Genomic DNA, 15,191 nt, shown 5'->3' on the forward strand with positions numbered 1-15,191 from the left:
TTGTATTTGATAGTATGCTTTAATTAAAAAGGTAAATCGTCATCGTCGTCTCCGGCAAAAGGATTTTCGTTAGAAACTGGCGAAGCAGATTGTTGAGAAGATGCTTGGGTTGGCTCAGAACCTGTACCGCCATCCATCACTTTTTCTACTCTCCATCCTGTAATCGAGTTGAAGTATTTAGTTTCTCCTTGTGGCGAAACCCATTCTCTACCTCTGATGTTGATTCCTACCTTCACATTTTCTCCTTCTTTCAAAACATCCAATAAATTTATCTTATCTTGTAAAAACTCGATGTTTATTGGCTGTGGGTATTGTTCTTGTGTAAGAATAACCATTTCTCTCTTTTGGAAACCACTCGCAAATGTTTGAACATCAGTGATTTTCTTTACCGTTCCTTGTAATTCCATATCGTAAATATTAACTTTGTAAAAGTAGTAAATTGAAATGTAATAAAACAACACGGAAAGAAACTTTGTAAAAAAAATAAAATTTTTTGTGAAAACTCTTGCAAATAAAAATTATTGCCCTATATTTGCACTCACAAAAACGAAAGAAGATCTTTAAAATAACTCAATAATAATGCGGATGTGGTGTAATTGGTAGCCACGCCAGACTTAGGATCTGGTGCCGTGAGGCGTGGGGGTTCGAGTCCCTTCATCCGCACTACAAATTGCGAAAATAGCTCAGCTGGTAGAGCACAACCTTGCCAAGGTTGGGGTCGCGGGTTCGAGTCCCGTTTTTCGCTCTCATCACGCCCTGGTGGTGGAATTGGTAGACACGCAGGACTTAAAATCCTGTATCTTCGGATGTACGGGTTCAAGTCCCGTCTGGGGTACACAAAAAGACTGTTAATCATTGATTAGCAGTCTTTTTTGTTTTAATCAGTCACATAACAGTAACAAAAAACTTTTTCTTGTGAAAACAATTCAGTTTGATATAACTAGTAGTACTAAGTTTGATAACATTATTTCTTTGCTTGATTACAGTTTGGTCAAAAAAAAAATCATCTTGAATTACAAGTGTGAATTTATAAATGGTGAAGTTTTTGCACTAATCAATTCATATATTAACTATTTAAAGTCTAAGAATATTGAATTTGAATTTGAGAATTCAATGGAATGTGAGGCAAGTGATTATCTAGCAAGAATTAATTTTTTTAAGAATATTGGAGTAGATTATGATGAAAAGTTTACAAAAACTAACACCTCTAACCTTATAGAGATTACTGAATTTACTTCTTCTAACATGTATGATGTCACAACAAAAGTTAAGCAAAATTTGAAGTTAGACAATAGAATCTTAACATGTATTGATTATTGTTTGGGAGAGATTTTAGGCAATGTTGATATGCATTCAAATTCAAAAGCTGGTGGCGTTATTTTTGCACGAACTTTTAAAAAAAAGAAGTATATTAAGCTAATTATAATAGATAATGGAGATGGTTTTTTAAAATCATTTGAGAATGATAGTAGAGTTAAAGATTTATCAAAAGAGGAGATTTTAGAAAGGTCTTTACAAGAAGGATTTAAGAGTGCTAAGTCTGAGGGCAGAGGATATGGTTTGTTTCATGTTAAAGAATTTATTTCAAAATCTGATGGTATTTTTTATATAAATACTTGTGGGGCAGTCTTGTTTTCTAAGGGTGTTGAAGTTGTTGTTAAGCAATGTAATCATTATCGGTCTTTCTGATTTTTTACTTATTTCTTCAAAAAAAGATTTTGTGAATATTTTCAATGTTAAAAAAAGATTGATATTACTGCTCAAGTTACTACTACAAAGTTGTTTATATGAATTTGGAAGATAGTAACAATAAGCACGTTGAGGAGAATGTATATAGATAAATTCAACTTTTTTATTTTTTAAATTATTAACTTTCCTAAGGCTAAATATTTGATATTTATTTCTTTATTAATAATTTTAAAATTAATAAAATCAAGACTGTCTTGTATTTGCAATTTTTTCACAGTCTTTCTCTGGACGCCCCTGCTTTTCAGGAATTCCTGCAACATTTGGGCAAGCGTCATCTTTATTTAAAACACTATCGCCATCCGTATCTGGCGTTATTTTCTGATGGACCAACTACATCTACGCAAGCATCATCTTTTATCAATAACACCATCATCATCAGTATGTTCCATTAATCTTTGCAATACCCAATACTTTTGGACATTCATATAAGTAAAAACGATGACAAGTCTTTTTGCTAAATTCTTTTCTGCATTTTGCAAAAGCTTCTTTATTAGTAATCTCCTGCGAAGAACAAAACAGAAATGCGAAAAATAATATGAATGAAAATATGGTTTTCATGGTTTTTGATACTTAGTTTTTTCTAGATCTAAAGTGCCGCGTATTAGCGTTGGGCGGAATTTTTAGCACTGAAGTTTAATTGAAGAAAAGAAGTTAAATTTTGCACTTCCGTTGATACGAAGCGGTTCAGCCCGCCTATTGCTAATACAAAGCTGTATTTTTTTATTTATTGTTTAATGCATTCTTGTAGTCAAATTCGGATGATATTATCCATTTATCATTTTTAAATTGAAATATTTTGCGATACCACCAAATTCAAAATTATAGTAATAAAGAGTTCTAAGAACGTTGTTGTTTAATACCGCTTGTATATAGACTGTAGAATATACTCCATATCTTTTTTCATAATCATAATCAATAACTATATCTTTGCTAGTATTTTCCGTTGAAATATATTCAGTATTAATATCACTATTTCTTGATGTGTCTTTTATTTTTATTCTTCCAGTGGGAAAATTATTTATTATGTTTTGGGGAAAATAATTTAGATCAAAATTTCTCGGACTATTGTAAAACTGAACAGTTAATATTTTTATGTTTTTATTAATTTTTTTATAAACTGGGAAAAATTATTAGAATTCCAAATATTATTAATGATGTTGAATCTTAAAGCTAAATCATCTGTATAAACGAAAGAAATAGGAGAGAGCCTAAGACTAATATGCGTTGGGATTTCCGAACGCTTTGAGATTCAATTTGTATAAATTGGTTATGAGTGTGACCACGTTCATTTTTTAGTTCAAAATGTTCTAAGTATCTCGGTTTCAAAATTAGTAAGCCTGATAAAAAGTTTGAGTGCACGAGAATTATTTAAAGCACATCCAGAGATAAAAAGGATTTTATGGGGAGGCAATTTGTGGATAAGCGGGTACTATGCTAATACAGTTGGTCAATATGGAAATAAAGATGTTATTCGGAAATATATTGGAAACCAAGGGAAAGAGATAGAATATAAAAAAATCCACGGCGAACAACTCAAGCTATGGGATTAACCAATACCTCGAGGCTAGCCTCGGGGTATTTTATTGATATGAGATTTTGAGAATGTTAACTAAAAAAATATGATTTCAAAGTTTACATCTTAGAAATTTCAAAATACTACCGTTTTTCTAACAAATTTCTTTAATAATTAAAGATCTTATGCCTATAGTAATCGTAAATTCGAAAAATATCTTAAGATCATTTTTTGTTTGTGAAAAAAATGATCTATTACCAAAACCATAAATGAAACTAAAATCTAATATCTTTGATGTAGAGTGGTGTTGCAAACTGTTGATTTTAAAAACTTTTGACATTTTGGTTAGTCAAGTTTGTATGTTAGCAATAGAATGGAAATGATAGTTAATGAGCTCATTGGTGATTATATTAAATGAATTAAATTCTTTTTATCAAAATATTCAATAACTGCATTTGATTTAAAATTAATATTTAAATCTCTCAAAAACGGACCAACACAATAAATTTCATCAACATTCATAGACTCAATCTGTCCGATTAATTGATCTAACTGCAATGTCGTTGTTTCTCCGATTACAATATTCTCAATTATTGTCTGTTTTTTTGTAATAATATCAATATTTCTTACTGCACTTGCTATCGGAAACATAGGATCGTTTACTGTAATATTTTGTAGATAATCATTCGTTTCATCAGCGACATGGTTTCTGAACCCAGAATGAAGCGCTGCTCTGCACATTTCTTTAGGCATAATATTAATATCTGCAGGACCTTGTTTTCCTATAGTTTCTAGTACCCTTCTATGTCCGGATAACATCAACATTCTTCTCTTGCCAGAATCTATCGTACCAAAGTTCACGGCAATACCCATATCTTCAAATCGGGTAAAATATTCGTAATCTTCGTCTATATCAACATAAGTTAGAGCTACAGCTTCCGTATCACCTTCTGCTTCTTCTCTTAATTTTAATATATTAATAGAATCTTCAAACCCGATTGCCTGTGATAAACAAACGGCATTAAGGTCTCCTAAACTTATTCCGCCACTAATAACAGGAGATGCTTTTTCTAATGAACAGATGTGTTCTGCAATTCCCAACATTCCGGCAAATAAACAGAATTTAATGATCTGAAAGTGTGAAAAATCAGTGTTGTTTTCCTGATCTTTTAATAATATTTTTACAGGAATTCCTGTTAATAATGAGACTTCACCAATTCTTTTTCTTACAAAATCATTATAAGAGTATAATAATTTATAATCTTTCATGTCATGTGAAAGCACTGCAGGAGCAAAAAGTATAGCGTATCTTTTCATGGTCTTCAATGTTTAATAATTACTGCATATCATCATAACTTTTGAGTAAGGAAAAAATTATGCTACATATTTTTCCTGAAGAATTTTTAATGGAGTTCCGTTAAAGTAATTGGCATACTTTTCCTTAAAAATGTGGTAATTTTCTTCGTTACTATCATCATTAAGATAAACATTCAGAAAACCGGATATTGGTTCGTTGTTTATAAGTTCTTTTTGATTTTTATAGATACTGAAAAGGTTATTTAATGCAATATCAAAGTCTGAATTTAAAAACATATAATTGAATATAAATTCGTTCAGGAAAAACTGCTTAAAATCGATAAATACATCTTCACTGATAATATGGAATGAGTTTTGTAATGGTTTTAATTCTGTATTTCCGGTGAGTAAAAACCTTACTAATTCAAAAATTATGGTATTTGCTTCTTCTTTTTTATCCTGAAACATTAAGACCTTTAGTAGGTTTTGATAATGAGAAATACTGTCAAAAACTAAAATCGGAAACTTTTCGTTGAGGTTTTTATTAATTTCAAGAGTATGATGTATCCTTTCAAAAGCTTTATCATATTGATTAATTTTAAAAAATAATAAGATTTTGCTCTGTCGTAAGAATTAAAAATCAATTTCTTCAGTAAAACCTTGTCTTCCGGAATTTCGCACTGATAGCGTTCGCCAATTTCAAAGAAATATTCTGCTGCAGGAATATTGGTTCTTGCAAATTCTACGGCGTCGGTAAAATATTTAGCGATCATGTAAAGCGTTTGTCTATCCTCAACAGGTAAATGGTCACGCAAAGAATTCATGTAAAAAAGAACATATCCACTTCTCTCGATAAGAGAATTTTTATGCCATTGAAGGCGGTCCTTATGGTTAAGCATGTTTTGTATTGATTTTATATTTTAATAGAAGCATTAACTTGAAATTTTCAATAATAAGATCAAGGTTTTCTTTTGTGATCTTTCCCAACGTTTTGTATTGATGTAACGGTAAAAGGAAAGTAGTTCCAGAAGAAAATTTTTCAATTTTATCCTTGTAAAAGTCATAGTTTTTATAAGTTTCACTATCATCAATCGGGATAAAATCGATTTCGTCTTCTTGAATTAAAATTAATGAAGTATTGTAATCTTCTTCTAAAAAATCATACGTAATACCGTCATCAATAAGATTTAATAATTTTGAATTTTCTTTCTTTAAAAAATCATTCAATTTACTGTCATTGTGCGGTGAAGTCTGCTCCGAGTGAGATGAGCCGTTGTCATGATTAATTAATAATCTTCTTACGTCTAAAAGATAATGTTCTTCGTTTTCTTTCTCGGGAATTATGATTTCGTAATGCATTAACATCGAAAAAATATTGTCTGGAAGCTTATCAAATAGCTGTCTGTTCAGGATTTCGACTAATCCTGCATGAACTTTGATTCCCATTTTTTTTCTGCTGGAAAATAGAATTCTATATGCTTTTTTGTTGTCATCTTCTTCTTTGAAAATGTCGCTCAGAATTATATATTTTGATAGTTTAAATTCCATATTATTTGGTATTTACTATTATTTTTTTTGGACCTCTTTGTATGTATTGTTCATTTTTCCAAATCGGGTTTGAAATTTTTAGATCCTCTATATTTAAATTTTGAATAAGAACTTCAAAAGCGGTTGCAGACTGCAATTGTGCCAATCTTGCTCCAATACATCTGTAAGCTCCAAAACCATAACTTAAATGTTGAGGGCTTCTATCAATTTTTATCTCATCCGGATTTTGAAATTTATCTGGATCTCTATTAGCAGAACCGGCACAGACAAGAAGTTGACAACCTGCGGAAATCTTTGTATCTCTTATAACAATGTCATTTTTTGTATACATCGTAAAAAACTGAACTGGACTGTCATACCTCAATAGCTCGTCAATTGCATTTTGTATAAAATGAGGCTTCCCTTTTAATTCGTTGAAAACATGTGGATTGTTATATAAAGATAGAAAACCATTGCCTAAAAAATTCATCATATTATCATGTCCCGCATAAAAAAGAAATATCAATAAACATAATGCGAAATCACTATTTTCGTCAGTCACTTTACAAGATTCGATTAAAGCACTTGCCAAATCTTTGCCAAGAGAGTTTTCTTTTTTCTGAATAAATTTTCTTAGAAATAGAATAAAATCTTGCTCAGCCGGATCGGAAGTTTCCAGATTATTGATAAGTTTTAAATATCCTTTGTTTAGTTTAGAAACGACCTCCGTTAATTCTGCAATATCTTCTTCAGGAATCCCGATGATTCTGCTTATTGTTTCGAACGTGTATTGATGTGCGAAATCATTTATAAAATCAAATTTCCCTTTTTCGAGGCATTCTTTTAGAAATTTTTCAGCTGAAGCTTTCATTTCGTCTTTTTCGAACTTCAAGTTTCTTGCAGCCAGACCATGTAATACGTTTTTTCGGTAAGGACTGTCTATTTCCGGAGCATAAGCATACATTGTTTTGGAAATCATACTTTTTTGTTTCCAAATAATGCATTTTGTGTTTCAGTATCTTGTCCCCAATGTGAAACAGAAGGATTTTGCATTAAAGAAACGGCATCTTCATACTTCATAATCATCCATCTCATAGGAGAAATTCTATATAAAGGTGTTTTTTCTCTTAATTTTTTGTAATCTTTGTAAGGGTTCTTTTTATTAAATAAATTAGGGATATCTCCTAAAAAGCTTTTCAGTAAACTGTTTTCCATTTTTAACTATACTTCATGTTTTCAATTGCTAAACTCTGTTCAAAAGAATCAAGAAGCTCAACTAATTCGGATTTGGTTTTGCTATGCATTTTAATTTCCTGCAATTGTATTTCTTCTTTTATGTTATACCTAGTTGTAGGACATGGCGGATTGCCTTCCATCCACGATTTTGGGCATGCACTACCACATATTGGAAATAATTTACATGAATTACATTGGGAATCTTTCTTTTCCCATACCTGATCATACCAGTTCAGATAACTTCTTTCATCGGATATGCTCTTATTAACGTTTCCTAATAAATATTTTGAATTTTTATATATATCTGTAAATGATACCTCCGTACAACTGTATACGTTTCCATAGGTGTCATACATTTCAGAATCATTGCTTGTAAGTATACAGGTATTATGTTTTCTTTTAGTGATCTCATTGGTTTTATAGCCGTGTTTAATTTTCAGCAGTTCCCATTTCAATTTATAAAAAGCAAATTCTTCTTTTGAAAGTGATTGTTGGTGTGCGTTGTTTTGTGCCCAAGAATATATTGAAGCAAAATACAAATGTTCAATTTTATTATGCAGATTATCATTTGCCAGCTTTTTGATAAGTGGTTCTACGCCATCAAAATTTTTTGTGTCTACATTACATCTTATGGTAATTTTTTGTGACCCCTCCGAATAAAAATCTGAATTTAAAATATTAGTGATATTCTTATAAATTAAATCAAAAGAACCTTCTTTGTCTTTTTTCAAATATCTATGATCGTCATGATAGCTGCCGATTCCATCAATTGTAATTTCAAATTGGCTAATCTTAAAATCTTCCACAAGCTCTTTGTAGATATTAAATTTCAAACTCATGCCATTTGTAACTATGACCGAGTTTTTTAGTTCAATATTGAGATCTTCACAATGACGCTTAATGAGATTATTAAGTTTTCTCATTGTATTCATACCTGTTAGTGGTTCCCCGCCAAACCAGCCAATCGCTAAAAATTTGTATTTAGAGTTCTTTTTTAATTTTTCAAATATTCTGTTAGCTATATTATTGATTGTCTGATCAGATAAAAGATCTTTTTTATGAGCCTGCCCACAATAGTAACATCCAAGCTGGCACCAAGCACTGGGCTGAATAACTTCAAACAAAGTAGAATCTTTGCTGCTATGCTGTTTGTTTTCATTAATTACTGTAAGTAGCTCATCTTCATTTTCATTGACAATTATTCTGTCTGTTATTAGTTTTTCTAATGTTTCATTTGGAAGTTTGTGGAACTCTTTTCTTTGTAACATACCCGCTAATAAATTTGATACTCTCAGCAACTTATTAGTAATTGTAGAATATATTAAAGCCTGATTTTTGTCAATAAGGCTGTCATTAAAAATTAGATAATGTGATAATTTATATTGCATAACGTTTTTTTAAATATTTTTTTAACCCCTGATAAAAAGAAATGATGAATATGATATAAAAAGCGAAGAAAGGCATCAAAGTAACAATGTTCTTTTTGTACCAATTAAAATCAGAAGGGAATTTTGTTATAATCTCATGTACAAAAAGATAGAGGTTTTTTGGGAAATATATAATCGAATTATGCTGTCTTACTACCATGAATAATGCAAAATTTATCACTATAAGCAACGAAAAATTACCATATAGTATTAAAAAAATCTCCTTTTTGGTTGGGCTAAAGCTTTTGTTGCGACCGATACACCATGCATAGAATTTTACAGAAGCTTTTGTTGCTCTTTCTCTTAAATTCGTAATATTGGTGCAATCGCTTAATGCCCAATATCCATCAAATCTAAGAAAGGGATTCAGATTAAAAAGAATACCAATTAAAATCAGAGAAATCAGGGATAAAATTTTAACATCATTATTGATTATAAAATAAATGCTAAGCAGAGCTGTTATAATTAACTGCAAATATATCCCGCCTAAATCGACAATTAATCTTTCTTTTCTTCGTAACCTCCATGCATCGGACACGTCAGAAAAAAAAACAGGGGACATAATGTACAATCCAAATCCGATTTTACCGCTGTCGGCACCATATTTTTCACATGCCGCTGAATGTCCGAATTCATGAAAAACCAGTGTCAGCAGGTTTATTATAATAAAGTTGACAAATAAATTCCCGTCTACTGCATTGTAAACATTTGAGTAGTCTGCAAAAAGAAAGGGGATTATGGTAATGAAAAGAGAGGTCAACAATACCGGATAAAAAATTTTTTCACTGAAAACCGGAGTTAGAAATCTTGATACTTTCTTAACAATAGACCTGTTGAAGATTGTCATTTTCAACCATATATATTTGTTTTTAACTTTAATCCTGCTGTCATCATCATTTTCAAATATTCCATATCCAGATAAGTTTTTTTGAAATATTTTCAGTATCGTATCATCCGTTAATTTATACTTAGAGTTTTTATTATAGATTGTCTTGATTTCTTCTAAGGAATTGTTACCATCTATTAAATCTAACAATTCTATTACTTCTTTTGATATATATAGTTTTGAATTCCTATCTCCATCATCTATGCAGATAAGATAGTTTTTTTCATCAAATTTTTTCCAAGTACAATTTTCATTTATTTTTAAAACCCTGGATAAATCAAGTACATTTTCCATTATTTAACTTTTAATTTTGAAAACCTCCTAAATGCTCTGAGTGCTACACCAGTAGAAAATAAGGCATACTGTTCTCCCGTAACACTATTACCTGCGCCAAACATATTTTTATTGAATTTATGATTAGATTTCCATTGCTTAATATTTGGATTTGGGATTACCTGATAGTAAGTGTTGTCAAATGATCCATTTGATAATTGATTTTCCATAAGCCAATTACATAGTTTATCAGCTTTTTCCGAAAACTTATCAAAATATTTTCTTTCAAGAGATACAGTATCTAAAACAAGTGCTGAATAAAAAGCGCTTTCCTGTTTACTGACCGGACAGCTAAAGCTCCCGTTGTCATTTTGCAAATCAAATAATATCTTTAATTTATCTTCTATCATATCATAAGCCTCTTTTTCCATGATCATTCCCTGAATAATAAAAGAAGTAGGATATATAGGAGATGTCCACCAATAAGCATCCCATATACCGTCTTTATTTGTATTGGAGAAAATATACGTTCTTAATTTCTGGATATCAATATGCTCTTCTATTTTTTTTGACACTACAAAATAATATGCTAAAGCACTTACACATACATGTGACTGAACCCAGCCTTTAATATTACTTTTTGTTAAATTCAACCTCCCTAATAATTCTGGATCATTATCTGAATAAGTACTGAATCCTCCGTTATTATTCTGTCCGGTCTGCCATTTTTCTATTAAATGAAAATCTTTTTTATTTTTCACCACATTAATAAGAGAGCAAGTAGTTGAATCATAATCATAGGACCAATCGGTATTGTACCCCCATAAATTATTTTGATGTGATTTTTTAAGGAATTCAATAGATTTATCCTTTTCAGCATCAGCATCATCTAAAAATAAAGAAATGAATCCGGTTGCCCAAGAATTACTGAATCCCTGTTTATTTAAATTTTCGTACCAGCTTCCGTTCTTAAATTGAAGATCATTAATATATTTTTTTGAGATGGAAATAGCATTTGGTAAATTATTTGAATTTAATTTATCCACATTTTTCAATTTGTTTTTTATTAATACATCTATTCTATATGCTTCTATTTGAACTTTATAAAAAACAATTGTGTTTAACATTGACGACAACAGTTTTTTGTATTTAATCAATTTCGAGTCATATTTATCACACAGGTCAATTGCTTTTTTTAAATAATCACCTGATAAAGAAAGTAATTTCTCTAATTCTCCTGATGAAATTAAAAGCTTCTCAAGTTGATCATTATTATAATCAGTGATATTAAGATTTTTTGATATCAACCAATTATTTAAAAATACATGTGCCAAATTATTTTTCTGAAAAATCAAATCCTTTTTAAAATCCTCAATATCGTCCTGAATACATCTTCCTATTGAAAAATAATTATTGATCTCTATGAGATCATTATACATTTCTTTATTTTCATTCTTAGTATAAAATTCAAAAACATCTACCGCTACGTTTGTAAAACTGCATTTTCCAATACATAAAGTTTCATATTCCTTGATCGTAAGAGATATATTGTATACACTATCCATCTGGATACTTTCTAAAAAGTCTTTATTCCTTTTACCCCATGTTTCCCAAAAATCATGATTCTTCCCAAAGTAAAAACCCAATGTAATTAATGCCTGCTCATGATAGATGTGCGACTGTAAAATCTGCATCTTATACATATGTTTTTTCAAATTTTCATCTTCTATAATGGTATCCTGATCTGCTAATGAATCCAGACAAAGAAGATATCTAAAATAGAAGTAACCTGAATTACATATATCATTTATTGCTTTTTTATTTTTTATGCCATATATATCTTTAAAAAATTTGGGCATAATAAAATAGAACTTGTGGTCTAAAAAATTTTCTGGAAAGACAATTTGTTTGAGAGTAAGTGGAATATTTACATTATCTATCTGATTATATATATGATTTACTGAGGAACTTAAATCTTTTTCATCTAGATTAATCTGAAGTTTATTGGTTATATTTAACATGATTATTATTGAGAATATAATTAACAACAATTCACACTACTAAAATGTGAGTCATTAAAATGAGTTTATTATTGCTGGTTATTTTATAACGCTTGAAAGACCAATCAGAAGAATATTATTCGCTTATTGGTATATAAAAAAATACCCTCTGACTGAGGGCTAAACTATAAGTTTATAGAGTCACTATATATCGATAAACCCTAATTTCAAATACGCTTTTTAAAATCACTTATTTACATTTTTCAGCTGCTAGAGCTTAAGCTTATTTTTGAATTATTCGCCACCCCACCAGCAAATGTCGTTACCAATTGGTCCTTCAATCGAACTAGGAGTAGTAACCCCTGCCATTTCCAATCTGCTTTCCAGTACTTCAATTTTGAAAAGTTCCAACATTTCTTGATCTGAAATATTCTCAACATTTGAGATCTCGTTTATTTTTTGCTCATTACTGCTCATAAATATTAATATAATTAATTTGTCATTACTGATCTTAAGGAAAAACTAAAGGCTTCTTAGATATTGTATTTAGAAGCCTTTATTTTTAATGTTGTCTGTTTGCAGGGATTATCCTATCCAACAAACTTTGTTGCCATCTGCTGCTTCAATTTGACTTGGAGCAATTGCGGCCATTTCTAATCTATTTTCTAGTTCTTCAACTTTGAAAAGTTCTAGCATTTCTTGTTCTGAAATGTTTTCAATTTGCATGTTTACATCATTGTTCATGTTTTCGTTCATTTTTTGGTTGTTTTGATTCATAAATTTTAATTTAAAGGTTAGACATTTGTTTTTATAAGTCTTTATTTTTTCTTTTGAGTAATATTTTGATTTTTCTCAATTGGATTAGTATTTGATCCTAATATTTTTTTTAAAACTTTATTCTGATTCTCAAACATTTGTCCATATGTAACATCACTTCCTGGCATTTTTTGAGATAGCATTTCAGGCTTAACCTGACCTTTCATTGCAGCTAAAGGATCTTTTTTATACTCGTTATATGTTTTTTCAAACTTACTTTTACTGATATACGTGATGTTAAAGTTTCCTCTATAATATAAATTATCAGTAAATGAAAATTCATTATAATTATCAATTTTCTTATTTCCTTTTAACAACCAAACATAATCTTGTTCAGAATCTTCAATTTTAACAATTAAGCCAGGAAGTCCTCCAAACTTATATGGACCATCTTGAAAAGGCAGCTCTTGGGTAAACCAGGCATTCCAAATTCTTCCTCCAAATTTTAAACTTGCTTTCTGGCAATTATAACCTTCAATAAAAGATTTGTCCTTTAGAATATCCCATGGAAGATTTATTTTTTCTTTATATCCATAAAAACTCTTTTCAATTCCATCAACATAAGCTATATTGTTATTATCTGGATAAAATTTATAAACTCTATAGCTGAATTTTGGCATTTTTATCATTTTCTCCATTTCAGTATATACCCCGCTTTTTTGCATTTTCTCCATTTCAGATTTTAATATAGAGTCCTGAGCCATCACTGTATAATCGCGATAAATCGACTTATCTTTATTAATATCTAGGATAGTTGTTGTTTTTTCTTTATCACTAAGAGCTTTGTCAGGTCTGTAAGTTAATTCATAATAAAATCTCTGAGCTGTTTGAGAATTATATAATACAGGAATTAAAAAAATTGCATAACAAATTTTAAGAAGAAAAACATTCATAAATTTTCTTTTAGAACAAACCATATTTATTTTAAAATATTTTATATTATTGAATTATAATTTTGTGGTGAAGTGTTTTGAGAGATGTTTATATCACCATATCATTATTTAAAAAAGCCATTAAACGATTATGATAGTACACGTTACCAACTCACTGGTGTGATTTATATCATTTTTGTATGGTTACAAATTTTCAAACAAAATTTATAATTTACAATTCCATTTTGGAATATTCGTGTGAAAATTTTTTTTTGATATTAAGAAAATGTTTTTATATTTGCTGTACCACACAATTATTAAATATGCAAAAAGATGGAAAACATTGGTTTTAAATTAAAAAAACTAAGGGAAAGTAAGAACATTTCTCAAGAAGAATTAGCAGAAGAATTAGATATTTCGCAAAGTAAGCTATCCAAGATTGAAAATGGCAGGCTTAGACCTAGTGTTCCTTTCCTTTTTAGAGCATCACAATTTTTTTCTATTACCCTTTCTGATTTACTGCTAGTATTTCAAGATATACATTAGTTTGGGATTCCAACAGGCAATTATCGAAGATTTTCCAGAATAACTTCTGATGAGTTGCGCAGTTTGGTGAAGAAAAAACAATGAAGAAATGGTTACGATCTTCATTTAGTGTACATATTGTAAAAAGGTAGATTTGAAAGATTACTGAAGGTGAAAAATAATTACTTAGATAAAGAAGTAGTACCAAAAAAACATAAAAATAGTGTAGTTCAGATTGAATTGATTATATGACTAAAAAAACAAACATAAAAGACTTATTGTATTGGTTTGCCATTTTCACAGTATCGGGTTCTATGCTTGTATATGGCGTAAGCAAACCTTTTCAATTTGAGAGTGTTGAAAAAATTGGAAATATTACTAAATTATCTGGTCAGGAAATAATGTGGGTTTTTTACGGTTATTCAAAATCATATCCAATAATTGTAGGCATTTTTGAAATTATAGGAGCAATAAGTCTTTTATTTAATAAGACGAGAATTTTGGGTTGTTTAATATTAACTATAATCTTAATCAACGTTATTATTCAAGATTATATATATAATGTGGTAGCATTATCATCCGCTATTTACTATCAGATTTTAATAATTTTAATATTACTATTTGATAATAAGAGGTTGAAAAATATAATTACAGCCTTATTCTATACCTATGATAAAAGCAAAACAAATATATTAATTATTAGCATTGCTTTAATTATTGCCATCATCTTAAAATTTTATGAAACAAAACTAATTTAAATTTGTTTCCATTTATATTTCTTAAAAACATTAATTATTAAAATAGCATTATGAAAACAGAAAAATCAAAATTTGAAAAATTTTTAAAAAAACCTATGTTAAACAAAGATTTATTAAATAGAATCAAAGGGGGTGTACAAGATGCAGAAATTGTTGCAGGTCCTATATCTTCAAACTGTGGAAATTGGTACACAATAAGTGGAGAATGTAGAAAAGATGGTAAAAGCTGTTGGCCTTTTTAATTAAATAACTTTTTAAAATAGCAAAAACGGGCTACTCATAAATTGAGATAGCCTTTTTTTTAACCCGTTGA

18 protein-coding genes and 3 tRNA genes are annotated in these 15,191 nt (G+C 29.6%); 8 read left to right on the top strand and 13 right to left on the bottom strand.

The features are described 5' to 3' along the window. Positions 1 to 23: 23 nt before the first annotated feature. The gene (locus EAG08_RS11330; protein WP_059124376.1) at positions 24 to 407 is read right to left on the bottom strand and encodes a DUF3127 domain-containing protein; all 384 of its coding nucleotides are present in this window, start codon (positions 405 to 407) and stop codon (positions 24 to 26) included. 174 nt (positions 408 to 581) lie between these two features. Here EAG08_RS11330 and EAG08_RS11335 point away from each other — a divergent pair. The 5 genes from EAG08_RS11335 (at position 582) to EAG08_RS11360 (ending at position 3,299) form a co-directional block, all read left to right on the top strand. Continuing rightward, a tRNA-Leu gene (locus tag EAG08_RS11335) sits at positions 582 to 663 on the top strand. A gap of 9 nt (positions 664 to 672) precedes the next feature. After that, positions 673 to 745 (top strand) — tRNA-Gly (locus EAG08_RS11340). Positions 746 to 753: 8 nt separating this feature from the next. After that, positions 754 to 835 (top strand) — tRNA-Leu (locus EAG08_RS11345). Positions 836 to 915: 80 nt separating this feature from the next. Next, a complete protein-coding gene (locus EAG08_RS11350; protein ID WP_129535533.1) occupies positions 916 to 1,689 on the top strand; it encodes a hypothetical protein in 774 nt (257 codons plus the stop codon). 1,373 nt (positions 1,690 to 3,062) lie between these two features. Then, positions 3,063 to 3,299: a transposase gene (locus tag EAG08_RS11360; protein ID WP_262696834.1), complete on the top strand. Its 237-nt coding sequence runs from the start codon at positions 3,063 to 3,065 to the stop codon at positions 3,297 to 3,299. A 368-nt stretch (positions 3,300 to 3,667) separates the two neighbouring features. Here EAG08_RS11360 and EAG08_RS11365 read toward each other — a convergent pair whose 3' ends face one another. The 12 genes from EAG08_RS11365 to EAG08_RS11420 form a co-directional block, all read right to left on the bottom strand. Then, entirely contained in the window at positions 3,668 to 4,579 is a 912-nt protein-coding gene (locus EAG08_RS11365) for a hypothetical protein (protein WP_129535534.1), read from the bottom strand. 57 nt (positions 4,580 to 4,636) lie between these two features. Further along, positions 4,637 to 5,026 (bottom strand): hypothetical protein, encoded by a 390-nt coding sequence (locus EAG08_RS11370; RefSeq protein WP_129535535.1) that lies wholly within the window; start codon positions 5,024 to 5,026, stop codon positions 4,637 to 4,639. Between the two features lie 44 nt (positions 5,027 to 5,070). Next, complete coding sequence (locus EAG08_RS11375; protein WP_129535536.1) at positions 5,071 to 5,457, bottom strand: hypothetical protein; 387 nt, start codon at positions 5,455 to 5,457, stop codon at positions 5,071 to 5,073. Beyond that, entirely contained in the window at positions 5,450 to 6,106 is a 657-nt protein-coding gene (locus tag EAG08_RS11380) for a hypothetical protein (RefSeq protein WP_129535537.1), read from the bottom strand. The genes EAG08_RS11375 and EAG08_RS11380 overlap by 8 nt, the downstream gene beginning before the upstream one ends. Position 6,107: 1 nt before the next feature. Further along, positions 6,108 to 7,064, bottom strand: a complete 957-nt coding sequence (locus EAG08_RS11385) for a cytochrome P450 (protein WP_129535538.1) — start codon at positions 7,062 to 7,064, stop codon at positions 6,108 to 6,110. After that, entirely contained in the window at positions 7,061 to 7,300 is a 240-nt protein-coding gene (locus EAG08_RS11390; RefSeq protein WP_129535539.1) for a hypothetical protein, read from the bottom strand. Before EAG08_RS11390 ends, EAG08_RS11385 begins: the two co-directional genes overlap by 4 nt. A gap of 2 nt (positions 7,301 to 7,302) precedes the next feature. Next, on the bottom strand, positions 7,303 to 8,709 hold the full coding sequence (locus tag EAG08_RS11395) for a radical SAM/SPASM domain-containing protein (protein WP_129535540.1): 1,407 nt from the start codon (positions 8,707 to 8,709) through the stop codon (positions 7,303 to 7,305). Beyond that, positions 8,699 to 9,928 carry a hypothetical protein gene (locus EAG08_RS11400; RefSeq protein WP_129535541.1) on the bottom strand — a complete coding sequence of 410 codons (1,230 nt, stop codon included), beginning with the start codon at positions 9,926 to 9,928 and terminating at the stop codon, positions 8,699 to 8,701. Before EAG08_RS11400 ends, EAG08_RS11395 begins: the two co-directional genes overlap by 11 nt. Then, positions 9,928 to 11,928, bottom strand: coding sequence for a hypothetical protein (locus EAG08_RS11405; protein ID WP_129535542.1), 2,001 nt, complete (start codon positions 11,926 to 11,928; stop codon positions 9,928 to 9,930). Before EAG08_RS11405 ends, EAG08_RS11400 begins: the two co-directional genes overlap by 1 nt. A gap of 273 nt (positions 11,929 to 12,201) precedes the next feature. After that, on the bottom strand, positions 12,202 to 12,384 hold the full coding sequence (locus tag EAG08_RS11410) for a hypothetical protein (protein ID WP_129535543.1): 183 nt from the start codon (positions 12,382 to 12,384) through the stop codon (positions 12,202 to 12,204). Between the two features lie 108 nt (positions 12,385 to 12,492). After that, on the bottom strand, positions 12,493 to 12,684 hold the full coding sequence (locus tag EAG08_RS11415; RefSeq protein ID WP_129535544.1) for a hypothetical protein: 192 nt from the start codon (positions 12,682 to 12,684) through the stop codon (positions 12,493 to 12,495). Positions 12,685 to 12,725: 41 nt separating this feature from the next. After that, positions 12,726 to 13,616 carry a GLPGLI family protein gene (locus EAG08_RS11420; RefSeq protein WP_129535545.1) on the bottom strand — a complete coding sequence of 297 codons (891 nt, stop codon included), beginning with the start codon at positions 13,614 to 13,616 and terminating at the stop codon, positions 12,726 to 12,728. 312 nt (positions 13,617 to 13,928) lie between these two features. On the opposite strand from EAG08_RS11420, the gene EAG08_RS11425 reads away from it, so the two are divergent. The 3 genes from EAG08_RS11425 to EAG08_RS11435 all read left to right on the top strand — a co-directional run bounded on the left by EAG08_RS11425 (position 13,929) and on the right by EAG08_RS11435 (position 15,120). After that, positions 13,929 to 14,141: a helix-turn-helix domain-containing protein gene (locus EAG08_RS11425; RefSeq protein ID WP_129535546.1), complete on the top strand. Its 213-nt coding sequence runs from the start codon at positions 13,929 to 13,931 to the stop codon at positions 14,139 to 14,141. Between the two features lie 227 nt (positions 14,142 to 14,368). Further along, positions 14,369 to 14,878 (top strand): hypothetical protein, encoded by a 510-nt coding sequence (locus EAG08_RS11430; RefSeq protein WP_129535547.1) that lies wholly within the window; start codon positions 14,369 to 14,371, stop codon positions 14,876 to 14,878. Between the two features lie 50 nt (positions 14,879 to 14,928). Beyond that, entirely contained in the window at positions 14,929 to 15,120 is a 192-nt protein-coding gene (locus EAG08_RS11435) for a hypothetical protein (RefSeq protein WP_129535548.1), read from the top strand. The last annotated feature ends 71 nt before the right edge of the window (positions 15,121 to 15,191 follow it).

This window comes from Chryseobacterium sp. 3008163 (assembly GCF_003669035.1).
Classification (GTDB): domain Bacteria; phylum Bacteroidota; class Bacteroidia; order Flavobacteriales; family Weeksellaceae; genus Chryseobacterium.

What these genes read in the sequence shown, in the direction of transcription:
- EAG08_RS11380 (WP_129535537.1), bottom strand. Translation starts at nt 6,106, where the DNA reads ATGGAATTTAAACTATCAAAATATATAATTCTGAGCGACATTTTCAAA.
- EAG08_RS11390 (WP_129535539.1), bottom strand. Translation starts at nt 7,300, where the DNA reads ATGGAAAACAGTTTACTGAAAAGCTTTTTAGGAGATATCCCTAATTTA.
- EAG08_RS11400 (WP_129535541.1), bottom strand. Translation starts at nt 9,928, where the DNA reads ATGGAAAATGTACTTGATTTATCCAGGGTTTTAAAAATAAATGAAAAT.
- EAG08_RS11365 (WP_129535534.1), bottom strand. Translation starts at nt 4,579, where the DNA reads ATGAAAAGATACGCTATACTTTTTGCTCCTGCAGTGCTTTCACATGAC.
- EAG08_RS11405 (WP_129535542.1), bottom strand. Translation starts at nt 11,928, where the DNA reads ATGTTAAATATAACCAATAAACTTCAGATTAATCTAGATGAAAAAGAT.
- EAG08_RS11415 (WP_129535544.1), bottom strand. Translation starts at nt 12,684, where the DNA reads ATGAATCAAAACAACCAAAAAATGAACGAAAACATGAACAATGATGTA.
- EAG08_RS11430 (WP_129535547.1), top strand. Translation starts at nt 14,369, where the DNA reads ATGACTAAAAAAACAAACATAAAAGACTTATTGTATTGGTTTGCCATT.
- EAG08_RS11425 (WP_129535546.1), top strand. Translation starts at nt 13,929, where the DNA reads ATGGAAAACATTGGTTTTAAATTAAAAAAACTAAGGGAAAGTAAGAAC.
- EAG08_RS11385 (WP_129535538.1), bottom strand. Translation starts at nt 7,064, where the DNA reads ATGATTTCCAAAACAATGTATGCTTATGCTCCGGAAATAGACAGTCCT.
- EAG08_RS11375 (WP_129535536.1), bottom strand. Translation starts at nt 5,457, where the DNA reads ATGCTTAACCATAAGGACCGCCTTCAATGGCATAAAAATTCTCTTATC.
- EAG08_RS11435 (WP_129535548.1), top strand. Translation starts at nt 14,929, where the DNA reads ATGAAAACAGAAAAATCAAAATTTGAAAAATTTTTAAAAAAACCTATG.
- EAG08_RS11395 (WP_129535540.1), bottom strand. Translation starts at nt 8,709, where the DNA reads ATGCAATATAAATTATCACATTATCTAATTTTTAATGACAGCCTTATT.
- EAG08_RS11330 (WP_059124376.1), bottom strand. Translation starts at nt 407, where the DNA reads ATGGAATTACAAGGAACGGTAAAGAAAATCACTGATGTTCAAACATTT.
- EAG08_RS11410 (WP_129535543.1), bottom strand. Translation starts at nt 12,384, where the DNA reads ATGAGCAGTAATGAGCAAAAAATAAACGAGATCTCAAATGTTGAGAAT.
- EAG08_RS11420 (WP_129535545.1), bottom strand. Translation starts at nt 13,616, where the DNA reads ATGAATGTTTTTCTTCTTAAAATTTGTTATGCAATTTTTTTAATTCCT.
- EAG08_RS11370 (WP_129535535.1), bottom strand. Translation starts at nt 5,026, where the DNA reads ATGTTTCAGGATAAAAAAGAAGAAGCAAATACCATAATTTTTGAATTA.